Annotated in this window: 12 protein-coding genes; 3 read left to right on the top strand and 9 right to left on the bottom strand. The window is 72.1% G+C overall.

Annotated elements, in window-relative coordinates:
- Position 1: 1 nt before the first annotated feature.
- On the top strand, positions 2–1,174 hold the full coding sequence (gene ispG, locus QBL21_RS07150; RefSeq protein ID WP_407561147.1) for a flavodoxin-dependent (E)-4-hydroxy-3-methylbut-2-enyl-diphosphate synthase: 1,173 nt from the start codon (positions 2–4) through the stop codon (positions 1,172–1,174).
- 269 nt (positions 1,175–1,443) lie between these two features.
- The gene (locus tag QBL21_RS07145; protein WP_407561146.1) at positions 1,444–6,939 is read left to right on the top strand and encodes a carboxyl transferase domain-containing protein; all 5,496 of its coding nucleotides are present in this window, start codon (positions 1,444–1,446) and stop codon (positions 6,937–6,939) included.
- 63 nt (positions 6,940–7,002) lie between these two features.
- On the opposite strand, the gene QBL21_RS07140 is transcribed toward QBL21_RS07145, so the two are convergent.
- From QBL21_RS07140 to QBL21_RS07110, 7 genes are all read right to left on the bottom strand, one after another.
- Positions 7,003–8,157, bottom strand: coding sequence for an inositol-3-phosphate synthase (locus QBL21_RS07140; protein ID WP_407561145.1), 1,155 nt, complete (start codon positions 8,155–8,157; stop codon positions 7,003–7,005).
- A gap of 120 nt (positions 8,158–8,277) precedes the next feature.
- Complete coding sequence (locus QBL21_RS07135; protein ID WP_407561144.1) at positions 8,278–9,483, bottom strand: ScyD/ScyE family protein; 1,206 nt, start codon at positions 9,481–9,483, stop codon at positions 8,278–8,280.
- Between the two features lie 141 nt (positions 9,484–9,624).
- Positions 9,625–10,779: a ScyD/ScyE family protein gene (locus QBL21_RS07130; protein WP_407561143.1), complete on the bottom strand. Its 1,155-nt coding sequence runs from the start codon at positions 10,777–10,779 to the stop codon at positions 9,625–9,627.
- Positions 10,780–11,123: 344 nt separating this feature from the next.
- Positions 11,124–11,429 (bottom strand): hypothetical protein, encoded by a 306-nt coding sequence (locus QBL21_RS07125; protein ID WP_407561142.1) that lies wholly within the window; start codon positions 11,427–11,429, stop codon positions 11,124–11,126.
- Between the two features lie 53 nt (positions 11,430–11,482).
- Complete coding sequence (locus tag QBL21_RS07120; protein ID WP_407561141.1) at positions 11,483–12,991, bottom strand: class I adenylate-forming enzyme family protein; 1,509 nt, start codon at positions 12,989–12,991, stop codon at positions 11,483–11,485.
- Between the two features lie 292 nt (positions 12,992–13,283).
- Complete coding sequence (locus QBL21_RS07115; protein ID WP_407566332.1) at positions 13,284–14,825, bottom strand: MFS transporter; 1,542 nt, start codon at positions 14,823–14,825, stop codon at positions 13,284–13,286.
- A gap of 273 nt (positions 14,826–15,098) precedes the next feature.
- Positions 15,099–16,874: an FAD-dependent monooxygenase gene (locus QBL21_RS07110; RefSeq protein ID WP_407561140.1), complete on the bottom strand. Its 1,776-nt coding sequence runs from the start codon at positions 16,872–16,874 to the stop codon at positions 15,099–15,101.
- 1,951 nt (positions 16,875–18,825) lie between these two features.
- Between QBL21_RS07110 and QBL21_RS07105 the strand changes: the two genes are divergently transcribed.
- Positions 18,826–19,974: a BTAD domain-containing putative transcriptional regulator gene (locus QBL21_RS07105; RefSeq protein ID WP_407561139.1), complete on the top strand. Its 1,149-nt coding sequence runs from the start codon at positions 18,826–18,828 to the stop codon at positions 19,972–19,974.
- Positions 19,975–20,097: 123 nt separating this feature from the next.
- Here the strand turns inward: QBL21_RS07105 and QBL21_RS07100 are convergent, their stop codons facing one another.
- Both QBL21_RS07100 and QBL21_RS07095 read right to left on the bottom strand, forming a co-directional pair.
- On the bottom strand, positions 20,098–20,769 hold the full coding sequence (locus QBL21_RS07100; RefSeq protein WP_407561138.1) for a response regulator: 672 nt from the start codon (positions 20,767–20,769) through the stop codon (positions 20,098–20,100).
- Positions 20,766–22,049, bottom strand: a complete 1,284-nt coding sequence (locus QBL21_RS07095) for a sensor histidine kinase (RefSeq protein ID WP_407561137.1) — start codon at positions 22,047–22,049, stop codon at positions 20,766–20,768. The genes QBL21_RS07100 and QBL21_RS07095 overlap by 4 nt, the downstream gene beginning before the upstream one ends.
- Positions 22,050–22,100 lie beyond the last annotated feature (51 nt).

Below are 22,100 nucleotides of genomic sequence, written 5' to 3'. Positions count from 1 at the left end.
GATGATCCACGTGGTGGACCTCGGCATGCCCAAGGTGCCCCAGCAGGTCGCTCCCCGGCGGAAGAGCCGGCAGCTCAGGCTCGGACACGACGACAGAGCCGTGCTGGTGGGCGGCGGCGCGCCGGTGAGCGTGCAGTCGATGTGCACGACGGTGACGGCCGACGTGAACGCGACGCTCCAGCAGATCGCGGAGCTGACCGCGTCGGGTTGCCAGATCGTACGGGTCGCGGTGCCCTCGGCCGACGACGCCGACGCGCTGCCGGAGATCGCGCGCAAGTCGCAGATCCCGGTGATCGCCGACATTCACTTCCAGCCGCGGTACGTCTTCGCGGCGATCGAGGCCGGCTGCGCCGCGGTGCGCGTGAACCCGGGCAACATCAAGGCCTTCGACGACAAGGTCGGCGAGATCGCCAAGGCCGCGGCGGAGGCGCAGGTGCCGATCCGCATCGGCGTCAACGCGGGCTCGCTGGACAAGCGGCTGATGGAGAAGTACGGCAGCGCGACCGCGGACGCGCTGGTGGAGTCGGCGCTGTGGGAGTGCTCGCTCTTCGAGGAGCACGGCTTCCGGGACATCAAGATCTCCGTGAAGCACCACGACCCGGTCGTGATGATCACCGCGTACCGCAAGCTCGCCGCGGCCTGCGACTACCCGCTGCACCTCGGTGTGACCGAGGCCGGCCCCGAGTTCCAGGGCACCGTGAAGTCCGCGGTGGCCTTCGGCGCGCTGCTGTCCGAGGGCATCGGCGACACGATCCGGGTCTCGCTGTCGGCGCCGCCGTCCGAGGAGGTCAAGGTCGGCATGGCGATCCTGGAGTCGCTCGCGCTCAAGGAGCGCAGGCTGGAGATCGTCTCGTGCCCCTCGTGCGGCCGGGCGCAGGTGGACGTCTACAAGCTGGCGAACGAGGTGACCGCCGGGCTCGACGGCATGGAGGTCCCGCTGCGCGTCGCCGTGATGGGCTGCGTCGTCAACGGGCCGGGCGAGGCCCGCGACGCGGACCTCGGCGTGGCGTCGGGCAACGGGAAGGGGCAGATCTTCGTCAAGGGGAAGGTCGTCGCCACCGTTCCGGAGTCCAAGATCGTCGAGACCCTCATCGACGAGGCCATGCGCATCGCCGAGGAGATGACCGAGGACGAGGGCGTGCCCGCCGGCAAGCCCCAGGTCATCACGCCCTGAGGCCGGCACCTTTCCTCTCTGCCAGATTGCCTGATTGCCGGATTCCGACGAATACCAAGTGGACGCCAAGTCGACGGTGAGTGGCGGCCAAGCGGGGTGCCGGATGCTGGGTGGGCGTGGTTTCGGACGGCAGTGCGCGCCCGTCCGCATCCCCCTCGCCCGGCCCCCCGCACCGCCGCCCCCAGACGGGCCGCGTCGAACCGACTCACGGGCTACGGGCGGCGCGTCCGCCGCCTTCTTCCGTTGCCGATCCAGGGAGGCTTGACTCGGTGTTCAGCCGTATTGCGATCATCAACCGGGGTGAGGCCGCGATGCGGCTCATCCAGGCCGTCGGCGAGCTGAACGCCGCCGGCGGGCCGCGGATCGAGACCGTGGCGCTCTACACCGACGCCGACGCCACCGCCACGTTCGTACGCGAGGCGGACCTCGGCTACGACCTCGGCCGGGCCGCCGACCGCCCCTACCTCGACCTCGCCGTGCTGGAGCGCGCCCTAGTCGAGACCGGCGCCGACGCCGCCTGGGTGGGCTGGGGCTTCGTCGCCGAGGACCCGGCGTTCGCGGAGCTGTGCGCGAAGCTGGGCGTGACGTTCATCGGCCCCGACGCCGAGGCGATGCGCCGGCTCGGCGACAAGATCAGCGCCAAGCTGCTCGCCGAGGAGGTCGGCGTCCCGGTCGCGCCGTGGAGCCGCGGCCCCGTGGCGGACCTGGACACGGCGCTGCGCGAGGCCGAGCGGATCGGCTACCCGCTGATGCTGAAGGCGACCGCGGGCGGCGGCGGCCGGGGCGTACGGGCCGTGCACCAGCCCGACGACCTGGCGGAGGCGTTCCAGCGCACCAGCCAGGAGGCGGAACGTGCCTTCGGCAACGGCGCGCTGTTCCTGGAGCGGCTGCTGGTCAACGCCCGGCACGTCGAGGTCCAGGTGATCGCCGACGGCCAGGGCGGGGTGTGGGCGCTGGGCGTACGCGACTGCTCGGTGCAGCGGCGCAACCAGAAGGTCGTGGAGGAGTCGTCCTCGCCGGTGCTCGGTCCCGAGCAGGTGGAGCGGCTGAAGTCGTCGGCCGAGCGGCTGGCGCTGGCCGTCGGCTACCGCGGCGCGGGCACGGTGGAGTTCCTCTTCCAGCCCAAGGACGGCATGTTCGCCTTCCTGGAGGTCAACACCCGGCTCCAGGTGGAGCACCCGGTCACCGAGGCCACCACGGGCATGGACCTGGTCAAGGCGCAGTTGCAGGTCGCCGCGGGCGTCCGGCTGACGGGCCGGCAGCCCGCCGAGCTGGGCCACGCCGTCGAGGCCCGGCTCAACGCCGAGGACCCCGACCGCGACTTCGCGCCCGCCCCGGGCCGTATCGCCCTGCTCAACCTGCCCACGGGCCCGGGCATCCGGGTCGACACCGGCGTCAGCCAGGGCGACTCCATCCCCGCCGACTTCGACTCGATGATCGCCAAGATCATCGCGTACGGCCGGGACCGCGCCGAGGCGCTGTCGCGGCTGCGGCACGCGATGCGCGAGACGACCGTGCTGATCGAGGGCGGCACCACCAACAAGAGCTTCATCCTCGACCTGCTCGACGAGCCCGAGGTGATCGACGCCCGCGCCGACACCGGCTGGATCGACCGGGTACGGGCCGAAGGCGGGCTGGCGTCGCCGCGGCACTCCGGTGTGGCGCTGGCCGCCGCCGCCATCGAGGCGTACGAGGACGAGAAGCGGGCCGAGGTCCAGCGCCTGCTGAGCACCGCGCACGGCGGCCGGCCCCAGGTGCACCACGAGGGCGGCCGGCCCGTCGACCTCACGCTGCGCGGCGCCGGCTACCGGCTGACCGTCGTGGAGACCGGCCCGGGCAGCTACCGCGTCGGCTACGTCACCGGCGACGCCGGCGAGAGCGTGCGCACGGTCGACGCGACGCTGGAGCGCTTCGACGCGCACACCGGCCGGATCCACCTCAACGGCCGCCGCTTCCGCCTGGTCACCGGCGCCCACGGCGCGGTGCACCTGGTCGAGGTCGACGGCGTGACCCACCGGGTCAGCCGCGACGAGGGCGGCGTCGTCCGCTCCCCCGCCCCCGCCCTGGTCGTCGCCACGCCGCTGGCGGCCGGCGACGAGGTGGACGAGGGCGCGCCGGTGCTGGTGCTGGAGAGCATGAAGATGGAGACGGTGCTGCGCGCGCCGTTCCGCGCCACGCTGAAGGAGTCGCTGGTCGCCGTCGGCAGCCAGGTCGAGACCGGCGCGCCGCTGCTGCGGCTGGAGCCGCTGGAGGACATCGACGCGACCGCCACCACCGCCGCCGGCGTCGACCTGGACCTGCCCGCCGAGCCCGCCGGGCGCACCGCGGAGCAGCGCGCCGAGCGCGCGCTCGCGGAGCTGCGCACCAGGCTGCTGGGCTTCGACGCCGACCCGCGGGGCGCCGACACCACCCTCGCCGGCTATCTCGCCGTACGCGCCGGGCTGCCGGAACGTCCGCTGGCCGCCGAGGCCGGGCTGCTGGAGGTCTTCGCCGACCTGACCGAGCTGAGCCGCAACAAGCCGGAGCGCGAGGAGATCCCGGCCGAGACCTGGGTGCGCAGCCCGCGCGAGTACTTCCACACCTACCTCCAGAGCCTGGACGCCGAACGCGCCGGTCTCTCCCCGGTCTTCCAGGAGCGGCTGACCCGGGTGCTGGGCCACTACGGGCTCGACTCGCTGGACCGTACGCCCGCGCTGGAGGAGGCGGTCTTCCGCATCTTCCTGGCCCGGCAGGCCGCCGGCGCCGACGTCGCGGTCGTCACCGGGCTGCTCCAGCGGTGGCTGGACGAGGAGCCGCCGCCGGCGGAGCTGCGCCAGGCCGTGAGCCAGGCGCTTGAGCACCTGCTGCGCGCCACGCAACTGCGCTTCCCCGCGGTCGGCGGGCTGGCGCGGAGCCTGGTCTTCCGCTGGTTCGCCCAGCCGCTGCTGCGCAGCGCCCGCGCCGAGGTCTACACCCGAGTACGGGAGCACCTGGCGCACCTCGACGCGCACCCGGACGCCGCCGACCGCGACGAGCGCATCGCCGACATGGTCGCCAGCCCCGAGTCGCTGATGCAGTTGCTCGGCGAGCGCATCGACCGCGCGGGCACCGACCCGGACCCGCTGCTGGAGGTGCTGTGCCGGCGCGCGTACCGCGACCACGGGCTCTCCGGCGTGCGCTGCGAGTCCATCGGCGGGCGCCCGTTCGTCCTCGGCTCGTACGACCTGGACGGCACCTCGCACCGGCTGCTGGTGACCGTGTCGGACTACGACGACCTGGCCGCCGCCGCGTCGACCGCCGCCGAGGTGGCCGCCGCGGAGCCGGACTCCACCGCCGTCGTCGCCGAGTTCTACCTCAACTGGACCGACCCGCCCGCCGACGCCGACGGGATGGCCGCCGCGCTGCGCACCACGCTGTCCGCCGCGTCCCTGCCCGGCAGCCTGCACCGCATCACCACGACGATCGCCGGCCGCGGCGGCGCCGCGCCGCACCACCACACCTTCCTGCCGACCGCCAACGGCCTGGTCGAGGACAAGCTGATGCGCGGCATGCACCCGCTCATCGGCCAGCGGCTGCTGCTGCGCCGGCTGCGCAACTTCGACCTCACCCGGCTGCCGTCCGCCAACGAGGACGTGTACCTGCTGCGCTGCGTCGCGCCCACCAACCCGTCCGACGAGCGGCTGGTCGCCATGGCGCAGGTGCGCGACCTGACGGCGCTGCGCGACGAGGGCGGCCGGATCCTCGCGCTGCCCGAGGTCGAGGCGGCGCTCGGCGCCTGCCTGGACGCGATCCGCAAGGAGCAGATCCGGCACCCGGCGAGCAAGCGCCAGGACACCAACCGCATCTTCATCAACGTCCGCCCGCCCAGCGACCTGACGCTCGCGGAGCTGAACGCGGTGGCCCGGCGCGTGCTGCCGACGACCTCGGGCATGGGCGTGGAGGAGGTGGTGCTCCTCGGCTGCCGGCGCGACCGGCGCAGCGGCGGGCTGGTGCCCGCGGCGGTGCACGTGTCGTACGACGCGGCCGCGGGCGTCCGCCTCAGCGTCTCCGACCCGCCCACCGACCTGATCCAGCCGCTCGACGACTACGGCCAGAAGGTGCTGCGGGTACGGCGCCGGGGCACGGTCTACCCGTACGAGCTGTTCGGCATGATCGCCGGCGCGGGCGGCACGTTCACCGAGCACGACCTCGACGACGCCGGCACGCTGGCCCCCGTCACGAGACCCAAGGGCCTGAACAAGGCCGGCCTGGTGGCCGGCGTGGCCACCACGCCGACCGACCGCTACCCCGAGGGCGTCACCCGCGTCGTGCTCCTCGGCGACCCGGTGAAGGCGCTGGGCGCGCTCTCCGAGGCGGAGTGCGCGCGGGTGGTCGCGGCGCTGGACCTGGCGGAGCGGCTGCGGGTGCCCGTCGAGTGGTACGCGCTGTCCGCGGGCGCCCGGATCGCGATGGACTCGGGCACCGAGAACATGGACTGGATCGCGCGGGCGCTGCGCCGCATCGTGCACTTCACCCAGGAAGGCGGCGAGATCAACGTCGTGGTCGCGGGCGTCAACGTCGGCGCGCAGCCGTACTGGAACGCCGAGGCCACGATGCTGATGCACACCCGGGGCGTGCTCGTGATGACCCCGGACTCGGCGATGGTGCTCACCGGCAAGCGGTCGCTGGACTTCTCCGGCGGCGTCTCCGCCGAGGACAACTTCGGCATCGGCGGCTACGACCGGGTGATGGGCCCCAACGGGCAGGCGCAGTACTGGGCGCCGGACCTGAAGTCCGCGCGGGACGTGCTGCTGTCGTACTACGACCACAGCTACGTGCTGCCGGGCGAGGCGGGCCCGCGCAGGGCGGTGACCTCCGACCCGGTCGACCGGGACGTCAGCTCCTTCCCGCACGCCGCCGAGGGCAGCGCCTTCACCACGGTCGGGGAGATCTTCTCCGCCGCGACCAACCCGGACCGCAAGAAGCCGTTCGACATCCGCACGGTGATGCGCGCGCTCGCCGACCAGGACCACGCGGTGCTGGAGCGCTGGGCCGACATGGCCGACGCGGAGACCGCGGTGGTGCAGGACGTGCACCTGGGCGGGCGGCCGGTGTGCCTGGTGGGCATCGAGTCGCGGTCGGTGCAGCGGCGCGGCTTCCCGCCCACCGACGGCCCGGACGCGTACACCGCGGGCACGCTGTTCCCGCGGTCGTCGAAGAAGGTGGCGCGGGCCGTGAACGCGGCCAGCGGCAACCGGCCGCTGGTGGTGCTGGCGAACCTGTCCGGGTTCGACGGCTCGCCGGAGTCGATGCGCGAACTCCAGTTGGAGTACGGGGCGGAGATCGGCCGGGCGATCGTCAACTTCCGCGGCCCGATCGTCTTCTGCGTGATCTCCCGCTACCACGGCGGGGCGTTCGTGGTCTTCTCCAAGGCGCTGAACCCGGGCATGACGGTGCTGGCGGTGGACGGTTCGTACGCCTCGGTCCTCGGCGGTGCGCCGGCCGCGGCGGTGGTCTTCGCCGCCGACGTCGACGCCCGTACGGCCGCCGACCCGCGGGTGGCGAAGCGGGAGGCCGGCGTCTCGGCGGCCTCGGGTACGGAGCGGGCGCGGCTGGCCGGCGAGCTGGAGGACGTGCGGGCGGCGGTGCGCGCGGAGAAGCTGGGCGAGGTGGCGGCGGAGTTCGACGGCGTGCACTCGATCCAGCGGGCGCAGCGGGTGGGCTCGGTGGACGCGATCATCCGGCCGCAGGAGCTGCGGCCGCAGATCATCGCGGCCGTGGAGCGCGGGCTCGCGGGCGGCGCGTAGCGCCGCGCAGGCGTGCGGGACCCGGCCGGGCAGGGCGCGCAGCACCGCGCCCTGCCCGGCCGTTCAGGCTGCCGGGCGGCTGTTCGCGCCGAGCCCCGCGACGAAGGTGCGCAGCGCGTCCCACTGGGCGTGCAGGGAGTGGTCGCCGTCGCCCAGCGGGTCCTTGAAGAAGAACGCGAGCGGCGTCAGTTGGCCCGTACGGCCCGCGGCGTGCGCGGCGAGCGAGATCCGGGCCAGGTCGAGGACGAGGGGCGCGGCGAGCGCCGAGTCGCAGCCCTCCCAGGTGAACTGGAGGCGCATCGGGGTGCCGAGGAAGCCGCCGAAGGTGATGAGGTCCCAGGCGGTCTTGAAGTCGCCGATGTCGGCGACGTAGTCGATGCGGGTGTCGCCTTCGGGCGCGTACCCCAGGGTCTCGCGCAGGACGCGCTGCTTGCTGACGGACTTGGCCGCGTTGGCGCCGGGCTCGGCGAGGTTGGCGCCGTCGCCGCCGCCGAGCAGGTTGATGCCCGACCAGGAGCGGACCGCGAGGTTGCGCATGGCGAACATCGGCGCAAGCACCGACTTCAGGAGCGTCTCGCCGGTCTTGCCGTCGTGGCCCGCGTACGGCACGCCGCGTGCGGCGGCCAGTTCGTCGAGCGCGGGCAGCCGCGCGCCGGTGGAGGGCGTGAAGTCGACGTACGAGCAGCCGGCGGTGAACGCCGCGTAGGCGTAGAGCGAGCTGGGCGGCAGCACCCGGCCGGGGGCGGCCAGCGCCGCGTCGAGCGCCGCGAGGCTCGCGTGCGCCGGGTGCGGCTGGGCGACGGGCTCGGTGGAGGCGACGTTGACGACGACGACGCGCGCCAGGTCGTGCCGCTCGGCGAACGCCTCGATGTCGGCGACGACCGCCGCGGCGGTCTCGGCCTGCGTACCGCCGACGGGCGCGGGCCGCAGCTCCGCCTCGACCTCGGCGAGGTCCGCCTCCAGCGCCTGGACGAGCCGGGCGGGCACGACGCCCGCGGCGGCGAGCTGGTCGGCCTTCTTGGCCACCGATCCGGTGCTGACGTCGTGGCCGCCGAAGACCAGGTCGCCGAAGCCCGGCAGGGCGTCGGCGGCCAGCTCGGGGTGGGCGGTCACACAGCCCACGGGATCGGTCAGGCCGGCGCGCAGCGCCAGCCCCCCGACGACGCTGGTGGTGGCGACCGAACCGCGGGCGCCGGTGAACCAGATGCCAACTCGCATAAAGACCCCTCCGTGACGAGCACTGCGGACTGAACTGGTGGTACTGCACCGGACACGGGCAGGGGCCGGGCCGACGGCTTGGCAGCCACGGCCCGGCCCCGGAGAACACCGGGTCGTCGATCAGCCGATCTTGACGACCTCGCCCTTGTCCCAGTCGCCGGTGGTGCCCGGAGGCCACCACAGGCTCTTGTTGGCCACGTAGATCGAGCCGTCGCGGCCCGCGAGGAAGCCGTGCGGGAAGAACAGCTTCCCCTTGCCCAGCTCCGTGCGGGTGCCGTCGCGGCCGATCTGGATCACGCTGCCGCCCTCGTCGTCGGGCGTCGGCAGGAAGCCGGTCGAGGTGAACTGCGTGACGTAGAAGTCGCCCTTCGGGCCGAAGCCGCAGCCCGTGATGGCGCTGAAGCCGCGCTGCCAGACCTCCAGGTCGCCGCTCCACGGCTCGTAGCGGTAGACCTTGGCGGCCGTGGCGCCGGGCTCGCCGGTGTTGCCGTGGCCGGTCAGCTCGCCGACGTAGACCGCGCGGTCCGGGCCCTGGACGACGCAGGTGGGTACGGCGTCGGAACCGGCCTGGCTGGGCGGGAAGCTGGTGAGGATCTCGACGTTGCCCCACCGGTCGATCTCGCCGAGGATGTTCGCCGCGGCGTCCACGTAGAAGAAGCCGCCGCCCTTCCTGGGCGTCAGCGAGTACGGGTTGGTGACGTCGAAGTCGGGCGTCGGGTCCGGGTTGTCGTTGATGTAGTCGAAGTCGGCCTCACCCGGCCGGGCGGCCACCCGGGGCTTCTTGGGGTTGGTGACGTCCAGCAGGGTGCCGACGTACGGCTTGAGCTTGTTCCGCAGGCCGTCGGAGAGCCAGTCGTCGGTCGGGAGCGCCTGCGGCGAGCCCGCCTGGAGCGTGTACAGGCGGCCCTTGCTGTAGGCCAGGCCGTTCGGGCCGATCATGTCCTGGAGGTTCAGCGCCGACGGCAGGTTCTTCACGATCCGCTTCGGCTCGCCGCTCGTGATGTCGGCGATCGACCCGGTGTGGCCGAAGCACTTCATCTCGAAGACGATCTCCTCGGAGACCATGTTGCACTCCGAGGGCGCCGTCAGCGGCGGCGTACCGGTCTCGGAGACCAGCAGCCGGCCCTTCGGGCCCCAGGTCAGCGAGCGCGGCGAGTACAGCCCCTCCGCGATCACCTCGACCTCGGCGTTCTTGCTGAGTGTGCCCGAACCTCTGCCGTGGTCGGCGGCCGTGGCCACCGGACCTGACGATCCGGCCGCCACACCGGCGAGCGTTGTCGCCGCTGCCGCGGCGAGCAGCATCCGACTTCGTGCGAGGCGTCGCATCGAGCTCTCATCTCCTCGTTGAGTGGGGTGAGCTTGTGCTGGTTGACCACGTGCTCGGCCGGGGCCGGCCGCCGCGGCAAGGGAGTCGTCGACCGGCGGGCCGGTCGACGACAGCCTTTCCGCTGCGGTCAGCGGACGGGGTCAGCCGATCTTGACGACCTCGCCCTTGTCCCAGCGGTTGGTGGTGCCGACGGGGTACCAGACGCTGTTGTTGGTGACGTAGATCGAGCCGTCGGGGCCCGCGAGGAAGCCCTGCGGGGCGAACAGCTTGCCCAGGCCCAGGTCCGTGCGGGTGCCGTCCTTGGCGATCTGGACGACGACGCCCTGCGGGTCGCCGGGCGACGGGAAGCCCGTCACGTCGAACTGGGTGACGTAGAAGTCGCCGTTGGCGCCGAAGCCGCAGCCGGAGATGGTGGCGAAGCCGCTCTCCCAGACCTTCAGCTCACCGGTCTTCGGGTCGTACCGGTAGATGTTGGCGGCGTTCTGGCCGGTGTTGCCGAAGCCGGTGAGCTGGCCGGCGTACACCGCACCGTCGGGGCCGACGTCGACACAGGTGGGCACGGCGTCCGCGCCGTTGGGGGTCTTCGGGAACCACTTGAGCACCTTGACCTTGCCCTTGCGGTCCACCTCGCCGAGGATGTTCGCCGCGGCGTCCACGTAGTAGAAGCCGCCGCCCGGCTTCGCGGCCATCGAGGTGGGGTTGGACGTCGGGTCCTCGGTGACGAGGTCCGGGTTGTCCTTCATCCACTGGTAGCCGGTCGCGCCGGGGTTGGCGAACGCCCGCACCTTGCTGCCCTTGATCTGGAGCACCCGGCCGGCCTGGCCCTTGAGCGTGTTGCTCAGGTCCCGGGGCAGCCACTCCGGCAGGCCGATGCTGTGGCCGGCCTGGAGGACGTGCAGCCTGCCGTTGACGTACTCCATCGCGTTCGGGCCGACGACCTCGGCGTTGTTCACGTTCGACGCCAGGCCCTGGACGAACGGCTTCTTCTCGCCGTCGGTGACGTCGGTGATGGCGCCCGTCGTGCTGAAGCACTTCGCCGTCATGAGGTCGGCGCTGTCGCAGAGTTGCTTGATGCCGCCGGCCTCGGAGACGAGCAGTCGCCCGCCGGGCGTCCAGGCCAGGTCGCGGGGCGACTGGAGCCCGTCCGCGATCACCTCGACCGGGGCGTCGCCGGACAGCGTGCCGGAGCCCTTCTCCGCCGCTGCCACCGGACCCGACGGACCGGCTGCCACACCGGCGAGCGCCGTCGCCGCCGCGACGGCCAACGGCATGCGGAACCTCTTCAGACTTCGCATCTTCGCCTGTTCCTCCGTTTCGATGTTTCTGTTGCACTCATGACAAGACGCGTTGAGAGAAGCTCCTCGCCACAGTTGTCCGGCGCATGTGGAAAAGGCCGGACGGTGCCATGAAGAATCGGCTCCACGCCTTGATGGGGGCTTTTGGGGAAATGGCGTGGAGTTGGCGGTCAGCCGCCCCGGAGGACGGTGAGCTGACAACCCGCGGCCGATGGCTCATCCGATGCCCGGAAAGGTGACTTTCGGGAATGTGAGCCCGTATGTGCACCGCCCCCGCCCGCCCGTGGACGAGCCGGGCCTGCCGGCGAAGCTGCGCCGGGGCCGCGGGCGGCGGGGCGGTCGTCTCAGTAGAAGAGGCGGTACGAGCCGACGGACGTCATCAGCTCCGCGGACAGCGGCTCCGCGATCCACTCGTTCTTCAGGCCGTTCATCGTCTCCTGGAAGGCGGGCATGGTCAGGAGCGGGTTCTTCTCGTCGTCCTCAAGGTCCACCACGAGAACGAAGGTCTGCCCGTCGGCAAGCTTGCACCAGGAATAGCGCACGCCCTCCGGACCGGCTTCCTCGATCGCCGCGAACAGCTCCTTCGCGGCCTTCTCCGCGGTCTCGACCTTGTCTTCCTTGATCTTGGCACGGAACATGCGGACGCTCATGGGGAAATCTCTCCTTGGTAAACGTGCGCACCGCCGGAGGTCGGCGGCGTTTATCAAGATTGTTCTTGGAGTCTGTGGTGGAGGATGCGGGACAGCTCGACGCGGCGGGTCTTGAGGGTGGCGGTGCGCGGCAGTTCGGCGAGCGGCAGGTGCACGGGCCCGGCGAGCTGCGGCCAGTCGGTGGTGGCCTGCCGCCAGCGGTCCGGGTCGACGGGCTCGTCATCGCGGGTGCAGACGATCGGCACGGGCTCGCCGGCCGGGCCCTGGACGATGGCCACCTCGACGAGTTCGTCGAGGCGGTCCAGGACGGCGTCCTCGATCTCCAGGCTGGAACCGACGCCGGGGATGGTGTCGATCTCCCGGTCGAGCATGTGCAGGCAGCCGAGCTTCGTGCGGTAGCCGACGTCGCCGGTGCGCCACCAGCCGCCGTTGACGTTCTCGTCGTAGCGGTCCTGCTCGCCGTGGTACGTCTTGGCGATGCCGTCCCAGCGGACCTCGATGAACCCCGGGTTCGTCTCCGAGACCTGCCGGCCGTTCTGCGAGACCACGCGGACCCGGGCGCTGCCGGGGAGGGCGAAGCCGACGCAGCGGCCGTCCATCTCCCGCGCGTGCCTGCGGTAGTACGGCCTGCCCACGGCCGGGCCCACCTCGGACTGGCCGTAGATCTGGAAGAACTGCGGCGAACGCCTGCGGGAGGAGTCCAGCAGGCGGCGGACGGTGCGCGGGTGGATGGCGTCGAAGGTGGAGGAGAAGTACTTGACCGACGCGAACGGCCTGCGCGGGTCGTTGACCAGCCCCTCCCACGCCAGGAAGCTGTTGGGCAGGGCCTCGATGAGGCCGGGGCGGTTCTTGAGGAAGAACTGCGCGACCTGCTCCGGGTCGTGGTTGTTGACCAGGATCGTCGGCATGCCCTTCATCAGCACCAGGGCCATCGCGGCGAACAGCCGGGAGTGGACGAACGGGATGCTGATCGCGGCGGTCTCCCGACGGGGCATGATCCCCAGCATGACCAACTGGGGCCGCAGCCGGGTGCGCATGGTGCGCGCGGTGTGGACCACCAGCTTCGGCAGCCCCGTCGTCCCCGACGTGTGGGTGATCATCGCCGGCTCGTCCAGCCCCGTGAACACCGGCCTGACGGGCGCGGAGCCCTCCAGGTCCGCGAGCGAGACCGCACCCTTCGGCGCCTCCGCCACGGTGATGACGGACTGCGCCAGCTCGTCCAGGTCCTCACCGGACAGCAGGCCGAGCTTGGCGGTGTCGGTGAGCAGGTGGGGCCGGCCCAGGCGCCGCATCAGCGCCGCCACGGTGGGCGCGTCGAGCGCCGGCGACAGCATCACCGGGATCGCGCCGAGGCGGGCCGCCGCGGTGCCCAGGATCCAGGAGTCGAAGTTGGGCCGCTTGTAGACCACCAGGTGCTGCCCCGAGGCGACCCCCGCCGCGGCGAGCCGGCCGGCCAGGTCGGTGACGTAGTGGGCCAGCTCGTTGACGGTGATTCGGCGGCCGGCTTCCGGCAGCACGTCCAGGTCGTGGTCGAGGGTCAGCAGGGTGGAACCGTGCTTCATGGCGGCACGTTGTGCGAGCACGCCGATGTACAGACCGCGTTTGTGCACAGGATTCCGGCTCACAAGCCCTCCACCCCAACGAGCGTCGTTTGTCTCCACAGACCGGCATACGTGCCGTCCCGAAGCCACGCGGATCCAGCATCAGGCACCCCACTTGGCCGCCGCACACCAACGACTTGGCGCCCACTTGGCACGCGCGGCGCGGCCTGCGGACAGGGGTAACCGGCCGGCGCACGGAGGCTGCCGGCCGGTCTTTTCGCCTCGACGGGGGGTCGGAGGGGTGAGCCGGGCGTCAGGAGTGTGCCTTCTCGACGGGGTCCGCGGGCTTGGCGGCGAACGCCGGGGCGGGCAGCGGGCCGGAGCGGATCAGCAGACCGCAGATGACGGCGCCGGCCGCGAACAGGCCCGCGCACCACCAGAACACGGTGACGTAGCTGTCGACCGCGGCCAGTTGGACCAGCTCCTCGGTCGGCGGCCCCTGGGAGTGCTCCGTCAGGTAGTCGGTGATGGCGCTGGCCGCGATGGTGTTGAGCAGCGCGGTGCCGATGGAGCCGCCGAGCTGCTGGCCGACCTGGATGCTCGCCGAGGCGATGCCCGCGTCCTGCGGCCGCACGCCGGTGGTGCCGGTCTGGAGCGCCGCGGCGAAGATGAAGCCCATGCCGAAGCCGAAGATCAGGATCGGGCCGAGGAGCGTGGTCGCGTAGCTGGAGTCGACGTCCACGGTGGTCAGCCACGCGGTGCCGAGGGCGTTGAGCGTCAGGCCCGCGATGACCAGCGGCTTGGGACCGTACTTCGGCATGATCTTGATGTTGCCGACGTTCACGGCCACGGCGGTCAGCACGACCATCGGCAGCAGCGCGACGCCCGAGGTGATCGCCGAGTAGTCCAGCGTGGTCTGCATGTAGTAGATGAGGAACAGGAAGAAGCCGAAGACTCCCGCGCCGACGAGCAGCATCAGCAGATACGCCCCGCCGCGGTTGCGGTCGAGGACGACGCGCGGCGGCAGCAGCGGGTGGGGGGCGCGCGTCTGCCAGCCGGCGAAGCCGAGCAGCAGCACGACGCCGGCGACGAGGAAGCCCCAGGTCTTCGGGGTGCTCCAGTCCTCGTTCGCGGCGTTGGAGAAGCCGTAGACGATGCAGAACATCGCGCCGGAGACCAGGACGACGCCCGGGACGTCGAGCTTGGCGCGCGGGCCCTGGGGCCCGCCCTTGCTGCCGAGCGGCAGCCCCGCGCCGAGCAGCGCGACACCGGCGAAGAGCAGGTTCACGAACATGCACCAGCGCCAGGAGAGGCCGGAGGTGAGCGCGCCGCCGATGATCAGGCCGATGCCCGCGCCGCTGGCCGCGACCGCGCCGAAGGCGCCGAACGCCTTCCCCTTCTCCTTGGGGTCGGTGAAGGTCGTGCTCAGCAGCGTCAGCGTGGCCGGCGCGAGCAGCGCGGCGAAGACGCCCTGGCCGACGCGGGCGCCGACCAGCATCTCGAAGCTGCCCGCGGCGCCGCCGATGGCGGAGGCGGTGGCGAAGCCGACCAGGCCGACGAGGAAGCTGCGCTTCAGGCCGAAGATGAGGACCAGCCGGCCGCAGAACAGCAGGAGGCTGCCGAACGCCAGCGCGTACGCGGTCACGATCCACTGCCGGTTGGCGAGCGAGAACTCCAGGTCTTCCTGGGCCGACGGCAGCGCGAGGTTCATGATGGTCGCGTCCAGGACCACCATGAGCTGGGCGATGCAGATGACGACGAGGATGAGCCACCGCTTGGGGTCGGCCTCCGTCGCTCCCGCCGCTCCCGGGTCGGGCCCGGCAGCAGAGCCTGCGCTCTGTGTTGCCACGATCATCTCCTTGTCGCGTGTCACGGACGTGCGTGCTCAACCCTCATGACAGGGGCGGCGAAGGGAATGTGACCCGACGGCCGTGCCGGACATTCATACGGGCTGCGGGCGCGCGGCGCCGCGACCGCGGGTCGGTCCGGCGGGCGCGCGCGGGGGGCGGCGGCGACCGGAGGGCATCGTTTCCGGAGGCGCCGCCGCCTCCCGTCGTGCTGTGCCGTGCAGTTGTGGTGCGGGTCGTGCGGGTCGTGCCGTGGTGCCGGGTGGTGCGGTCGTGCCGTGCTAGCCGCGCGGGGTGCTCCCGTGGGCGAGGACGCGCGCGAACGCGTCGCCCAGCGCGGCCGCCGGATCGTCTCCGGCGGTCGTGCTCCGCCAGGCCACGTGGTGGTCGGGGCGCACCAGGACGGCGCCCTCGTCGGTGATCTCGCGGACGGCCGCCCACCGGTCGTCGGCGGCGGTGTACTCGGCGCCGGCGCCGACGCGGACCGCGGTGAGGGGCACCGAGAACTTCTCTGCGGCCTCGGCCGCCGCGTCGCACCACGCCTTCCCGTCGGGACCGGCGATGAGCACGAAGCCGCCGGTGCGGCCGACCAGGTCGTGGGTGGACAGCCGCTCGCCGTCCCGCTCGATCCAGGCGTGCGGGAGCATGTGCCCCGGCCGGGTGGTGGGGTGGTAGGTGTTGCCCAGGGGGGCGCGTTCCGGGGGCTCGGTGCCGTCGGGGACGAGCGCGCCGGCCTCGTACGCGAAGCCCACCTCCAGGTCGTGCGCCTGGCACTCGGAGCGGTGGGTGTGGAAGATCTCCGCGGCCCGGGCCCGTACCGCCGTGCCGACCGGCGAGGAGTCGAAGTAGGCGGAGAACACCGTCGGCCGGCGCTCGACCGGGATGTGCGCGCCCAGGCCGATGGCGGCCTCGGTCATCACCTTGTGGTGGAACCAGGTCGACAGGCCCCAGTCGACGTTCCGCTTGCCGACGGGGCGGCGTTCGGTTCCGTACGAGTCGAGGAGGGCGTCGTCGGCGCGGCCGGAGACCACGGCGGCCAGCTTCCACGCCAGGTTGTGCACGTCCTGGACGCCGCCGTTGAGGCCGAGGCCCGTGGTGGGCGGCTGGCGGTGCGCGGCGTCGCCGACGATGAGCACCCGGCCCTGGCGGTAGCGGTCGGCGAGCACGCCCTCGACCGTCCACTGGCTGATCTTGTGCAGGGTCAGCTCCAGGTCGGGTACGCCGAGTACCTCGCGGATCCGGGCGGTCATCGCCTCGGGGTCGTCGCGGTCGGCGTCGCCGGGGTTGAAGTGCAGCCCCCACTCCTCGCAGTGCTTCCCCCAGGTGGGTCCCATCTCCAGCAGCGTGCTGGACAGGTCGGGGCGGTAGGGGTTGACGAACCAGGTGATGATCGTGCCGTCGTGCCACCACCGGGAGAGGTCGGCGGTGAAGTAGGCGGTGGTGACGTTGAGCATGCTGGGCACGCCCTCCATCCGCACGCCCAGTTCGGCGCCGATGCTGCGGCCGCCGTCGGCGGCGATGACGTACTGCGCGGTGACCGTGGTCGTCTCGCCGGTGGCCAGGTCGCGGATCTCGGCGACGACGCGGTCGCCCTTGTCGGCGAAGGTGGTCAGCTCGTGGCCGAACAGCACCCGGCCCGGGTTGTCCCGCTCGGCGCGGCGGCGCAGCACGGGCTCCAGCCGCAGTTGGGGGAGCTTGGCCGGCAGGACCGGGCCGTGCTCCGCGTAGACCTCGGTCAGCGCACCGCCGCCGAAGGCGTCCATCTCGTGGATGACCCGCGCGTCCAGCGGCCCGTCGCCGGTGAGCGAGGTCTGCCAGCGCACCCTGCCGAACATCTCCAGCGGCGCCGACTGCTCGTGGACGGAGTCCACGAGCCCGTGCTGCCGGAAGATGTCCATGGTGCGCTGGTTGAGGTAGTGGGCGCGCGGCAGCCTCGACGTGTCCGTGTGCCGCTCGACCAGCAGGTGCTCCACGCCGTGGTCGGACAAGAAGATGGAGGCTGACAGGCCGCACCCGCCGCCGCCCACGATCAGAACCGGAACTTCGATGGCTTCCATGCTCGGCCTTCCATGAGGTGACGGCTCAGGCAGGGCATCGGGGGATCCCGGGCAGACCCTGCCCGCCGCCGCCGAACCGCAGGAAGCGGCAACCGAGACCGAGCGCTGTCGTCGTCCCCCACGATCTGGAAGCAGGACTTCCGGATGAGCCTCCTCGACACCGTCATGCCGACGTCTCTTTACCGATGCTGCGTGCACTCAGCATCGGCCCGGCGATTTGGCTGGCACTATCGAGCGGGTTGGCGCCGGCTTGGCGGCGTTTGCCGTACGGGCCCGCCGACCTGCCCCGCCGGGTCCCGCGCGAGGCGCCGGACGGCGGCCGGCGGACCGGCCGCGAGGGCGCGCGGAGCCCTTCCGGAAATTCATTCAAGATCGTCGGTCACATTTCGGGGCTGCCGCCTGTCATCAGTTTGAGGTCTGCTGCTTCCTTCGCCGCGAGAGGGGAAAAGATGGACATGTCCAGATGTCTCGTGTCCCGCCCGGCGTCGCGCGCGTACGACCCGCGCCCCCCGAGAACGTCTCCGCCGCAGGCCCGTCGCCCCGCGGCCCGCGCCGGCACCGGCGACCCGGCCACCGCCCGGCGGGCGGCCCTCCGGATCGATTCGCCTTCGTCTTACATGCAAAGGACTGGTCCTCCCGCGGGGCCGGCACAAGCGCCGAGGACCTAATTCAACGCACCAGGAATTGGAGAGGGACGGGAAAACACCCGGCGGCACATAGCACACGCGGGCCGGCTCCGTGGCCCGTGTGACGGCACGGCGAACAAGAGATTATTTCGCCGGGATAATTGCCTGAAGCTGTACCCGGGGAAAGGTGAAGATCAGCATCCGGACAGGCCGCGGCGCAGGCCGGAAGCGGTGCCTCCCCCTTCGCTGCGGACCGGGATGAAATTTCGTTGCCGAATTTGCCGGACTTGCCTCCCGCGGCCTCCCCTCCCGGCCCGCCCTGGCACAGCCCGCGCACCCTGGCAACCGTCACGCTCTGCTACACATACGGAGGCCGGGACGACGCCGGCACGGGGGTTGCCCCCGCGGACTGGCAGACCAAATTCGGAGTAGATCATTCCGGGCTCCCTCCGCCTCGCGCAGCCCGACTCACCTGGGCTTCCGCCCTCGACAGGGCACCTCGACAGACCCCGTAGACGATCTTGCTAAAACGTCTCGGCAGCCCGCCGTGTAGCAAGTTCCTGTCATGTCGTCGGCGGATGGCAGGACTTTGCCCCTCCGCCCCCGGCTGGCACAATCGATCACACCTTCGACGTGCGGGAACGGCGGTTACCGCACCGGGGGGCGGCGGCACCACCGAAACCGTGTTGACAACGCCCGTTTGCGATGTTGGGATCGAATAGCCGGAGAGAAAAGCATCGAAGCCCCCAGATCGATCGTCGCTCTCGGTGTTCGGCAACCGAAGATCCATTGCGTTGTGTATCAGTCGTGTTAAACCCGCAGTTGACATTGCCAGGTCTTGACTGGTTTAGGGTTCGCGGCTACGCTGGCCCCCGGCCAGTCTCGGGGGACTGGACGACAAATACGGGGGCAGCAGAAATGCTCATGATCGACGCAAGGCCGGAACCCGGCCGCCGGCCTGATGGTCAGACGAAGAACTTCTGGCCGCCAAACCCGGCAAAAGTCGAATTTTACGAAACTCTGGTTGATATTGCTGCTTTTCAGCAGCAAATCCTTACGGCGCCTACGCTTTCCGACGCGGCGCACGTCTTCTCCTCTAACCGCCCGACACCTCAGCAGCGCACACCCTTCGCGCCGCATTTCGGGCGGGCCGCTGTCATGCCGCGGTGTGAGAGCGCTCTCCGGAGCGCCATGCAGTACCACTCTCGCACACCGCACGAAGCGTACGGTGACCGGATCCTGCTTGAGGCCGGCAGCCGGCCAGGTCGACACCCGACCCTGGCCAGGTGCCCCGGAAAAGGCGGTGAGATGTTGGGAGTTCATAGATGACGAACGACAGAACCAACGTCGACACGGTGGTTATCGGCGCTGGATCGGGCGGAGCCTGCCAGTCCCACTCGGACGACGGGCAGCGCGCGGGAACCGACAACGGTGACGCGCGGCGCATCGCGGAGCTGGAGCGCGAAGTGCAGGAACTCCGCCGCGCCAACGAGATACTGGAGGTGTACTTCGCAAAGGAGCTCGACCTCGAACTCGATTCCAGCCCGACCCGCCTCGTTGTCGGAACACCCGGCGAAACGGCCACCCCGGAGGCGCCGCCGACCGCGCCCCCGTCCCCTTCGCGCACGATCCGCTGGAGCGCGACACGGCCGTCCATGATCCCAGATCCGCCGCGGCCCATGGCGGAGTTCCGGGCGCTCGGCCCCATCGAGGCCGTCGTCGACGGTCGGCTGTTAGACCTGGGTGCTCCCAAGCAGCGTGCCCTGCTGGCTCTGCTCGTCAGCAAGGTGGGCCAGCCCGTGGCCGTCGACGTCATCGTCGAGGAGCTGTGGACCGGCAACCCGCCGCCGTCGGCGATCACCTCACTCCAGGCGTACGTGGCCAACCTGCGCCGGGTGCTCGAACCCAACCGCGCTCCGCGCACCCCCGCGACCGTGCTCCGCACCTACGGTCGCGGCTATCTGCTGGACACCCATGTCGTCGAGGTCGACGTACAGCGGTTCAGCGAGCGCGCCAGCGCCGGCTGGGAGGCACTCGACCGCGGCAAGCCGCAGCAGGCGCTGCGTGAGCTGGAGGCCGGTCTCATGCTGTGGCGGGGCCAGGCATACGCGGAGGTGGCCGACACCACCTACGTACGGCCCGAGGTCGCCCGGCTGGAGGAGCTGCGGCTCTCGGTCATCGAGGGGCGGTGCGCCGCGCTGCTGGCGGTGGGTGCCCACGAGATGGCGGTGGCCGAACTGGAGGCGTTCACGCAGGCTCATCCGCTGCGTGAATACGGCTGCGAGCTGCTGAGCCTGGCGCTGTACCGGGCCGGCCGGCAGGCCGACGCCCTGGCTGTGCTGCGTACCAACCAGCGCAGGCTGGCGGAGGAGCTGGGCATCAACCCCCGGCCGGCGCTCCAGCATTTGGAGAACGAGATCCTGAACCACGCGCCTGCGCTCGACTGGCGGCCGCATCCGGGCGGTGGTGTGTGAGATCGCCGTATCGCGATCTCTTACGTTGCTTGGGCAACCACACAGCGTCCGAATACCGTTGCGGCCCGGGGTGCTCCCTCGGGCCGCTGCCGTTTCTCCGGGGCCGCCGCCTGCCCCTCGCGTTCACTCCGGGGCCCGCACGAGGCCCGACCGGTAGGCCAGCACGACGAGTTGGGCGCGGTCGCGGGCGGCCAGCTTCATCTTCGCGCGCTGCACGTGGGTGCGTACCGTCAGCGGGCTGACGACCAGCTCCGCGGCGATCTCCGCGTCGGACTTCCCCTCCGCGACCAGCGCCGTCACCTCCCGCTCCCGCGCGGTGAGCACCGCCAGGTCCGCCGGTACGGCGCGGTCTGCGCCGGGCTCGGGGGTGGCGAGGAACCGGGCGATGAGCGCGCGGGTGGCGGCCGGCGACAGCAGCGCGGCACCGGCGGCGACGGTGCGGATGGCGTCGACGAGTTCGTCGGCGGAGGCGTCCTTGCCGAGGAAGCCGGCGGCGCCCACGCGCAGCGCGCGGGCCACGTGCTCGTCCGTCTGGAACGTGGTGAGGACGAGCACCCGCACGTCCGCCAGCTCCGCGTCGGCGCAGATCGCCTCGGTCGCGGCGAGGCCGTCGGTGCCGGGCATGCGGATGTCCATGACCACGACGTCGGGGCGGTGCGCGCGGGCGAGTTCGACGGCTTCGCCGCCCTCGGCGGCCTCGGCGACGACCTCCAGGTCGGGGTAGGAGTCGATGAGCAGCCGGAACGTCGCCCGCAGCAGGGCCTGGTCGTCGGCGAGCAGCACGCGCACGGTCATCGGGGCTCTCCGGGAGGCTCGGGGGTGTGCGGGGCCGGGGTGTGCGGTTCGGGGGGCCGGTGGCGTACGGGCAGGGGCAGCTCCGCGGTCACGGCGAAGCCGCCCTCCGGCCGCGGGCCCGCGCGCAGGCTCCCCCCGGCGCTGCGGGCGCGCTCGCGCATGCCGATGAGCCCGAAGCCGCCGCCCGGCGCCGGCGGCGGTGAGGGCGGCGGCGCCGGCCGGCCCGCGCCGCCGTCGTCGCTGACGGTGAGCGTCAGCCGGTCGTGGGCGTACGCGAGCCGCACCCGCGCCGCGCCCGCGCTCGCGTGCTTGGCGACGTTCGTCAGCGCCTCCTGCACGATCCGGTACGCGGTGAGGTCGAGCCCCGGCGGCAGCGGCCGGGCCTCGCCCTCGGCGGCGACGGTGACCGGCAGCCCGGCGGAGGCGAACGCCGCGACCAGCTCCGGCAGCCGGCCCAGGCCCGGAGCCGGCTCCAACGGCTCCCCGGAGCCGCCGCCGCCCGGTCCCTCCCGCCCTTCGGGCCCTTCCGGGTCGCCGGGCTGGCGCAGCAGGCCGACGGTGGCCTGGAGTTCGCGGAGCGCCGCCGAGGTGGTGCCGGTCAGCTCGCCGAGGATCTCCTCGGCCTGCGCGGGCCGGGTGTGCGCCAGCCGCGCGGCGGTGCCGGCCTGGGCGTGCGCGAGCGCCATGTGGTGGGCGACGACGTCGTGCAGCTCGCGGGCGATGCGTACGCGCTCCTCGGCGACCCGGCGGCGGGCCTCCTCCTCGCGGGTGCGCTCGGCGTACTCGGCGCGCAGGTGCACGGCGTCGACGTACGCGCGCCGCGCCTGCACCGCGACGCCGGCGAGCACCGGCAGCAGCAGCCAGAAGACCGGGCTGACCGACTCCTCGGCCCAGTCCTGCTCCCCGTTGTCGGCGAGGAGCGCCGCGGGGACGACCAGGGCGACGACGAGGGCGTAGTGGGCGTAGACGGTCCGCTGCGGTGCGCGTACGGCCAGCTCGTACAGCGCGATGAGCGTCGGCACCATCAGCAGCGGCGTGAGGGCGTAGCCCAGGCCCGCGGAGGCGGCGGCGCAGACCGCGGTGACCACGACGACGGGCCCGGGCCGGCGGCGGCGCCAGGGCATCGGCAGCAGCGCCCCGGCCACGAAGGGCTGGCCGGCGGCCCAGCCGTGGCCGGCGCCGGCGTACTGCCGGCTGGTGGCGACCAGCACGAGCAGCAGCAGGACCGCCTCGACGAGGCGGGGGTGGCGGTCGGTGAACCGCGACCAGATGGGGAGCACGGTGTTCTCCGCTCGGGTGGACGGGCCCCGTGGTCGTACGGCGCGGGGGCC

The sequence above is a fragment of the Streptomyces sp. 184 genome (assembly GCF_045781775.1).
Lineage (GTDB): Bacteria > Actinomycetota > Actinomycetes > Streptomycetales > Streptomycetaceae > Streptomyces.
Note: the sequence above shows the minus strand (reverse complement) of the source record. Positions and strands in the feature narration are given on the sequence as shown.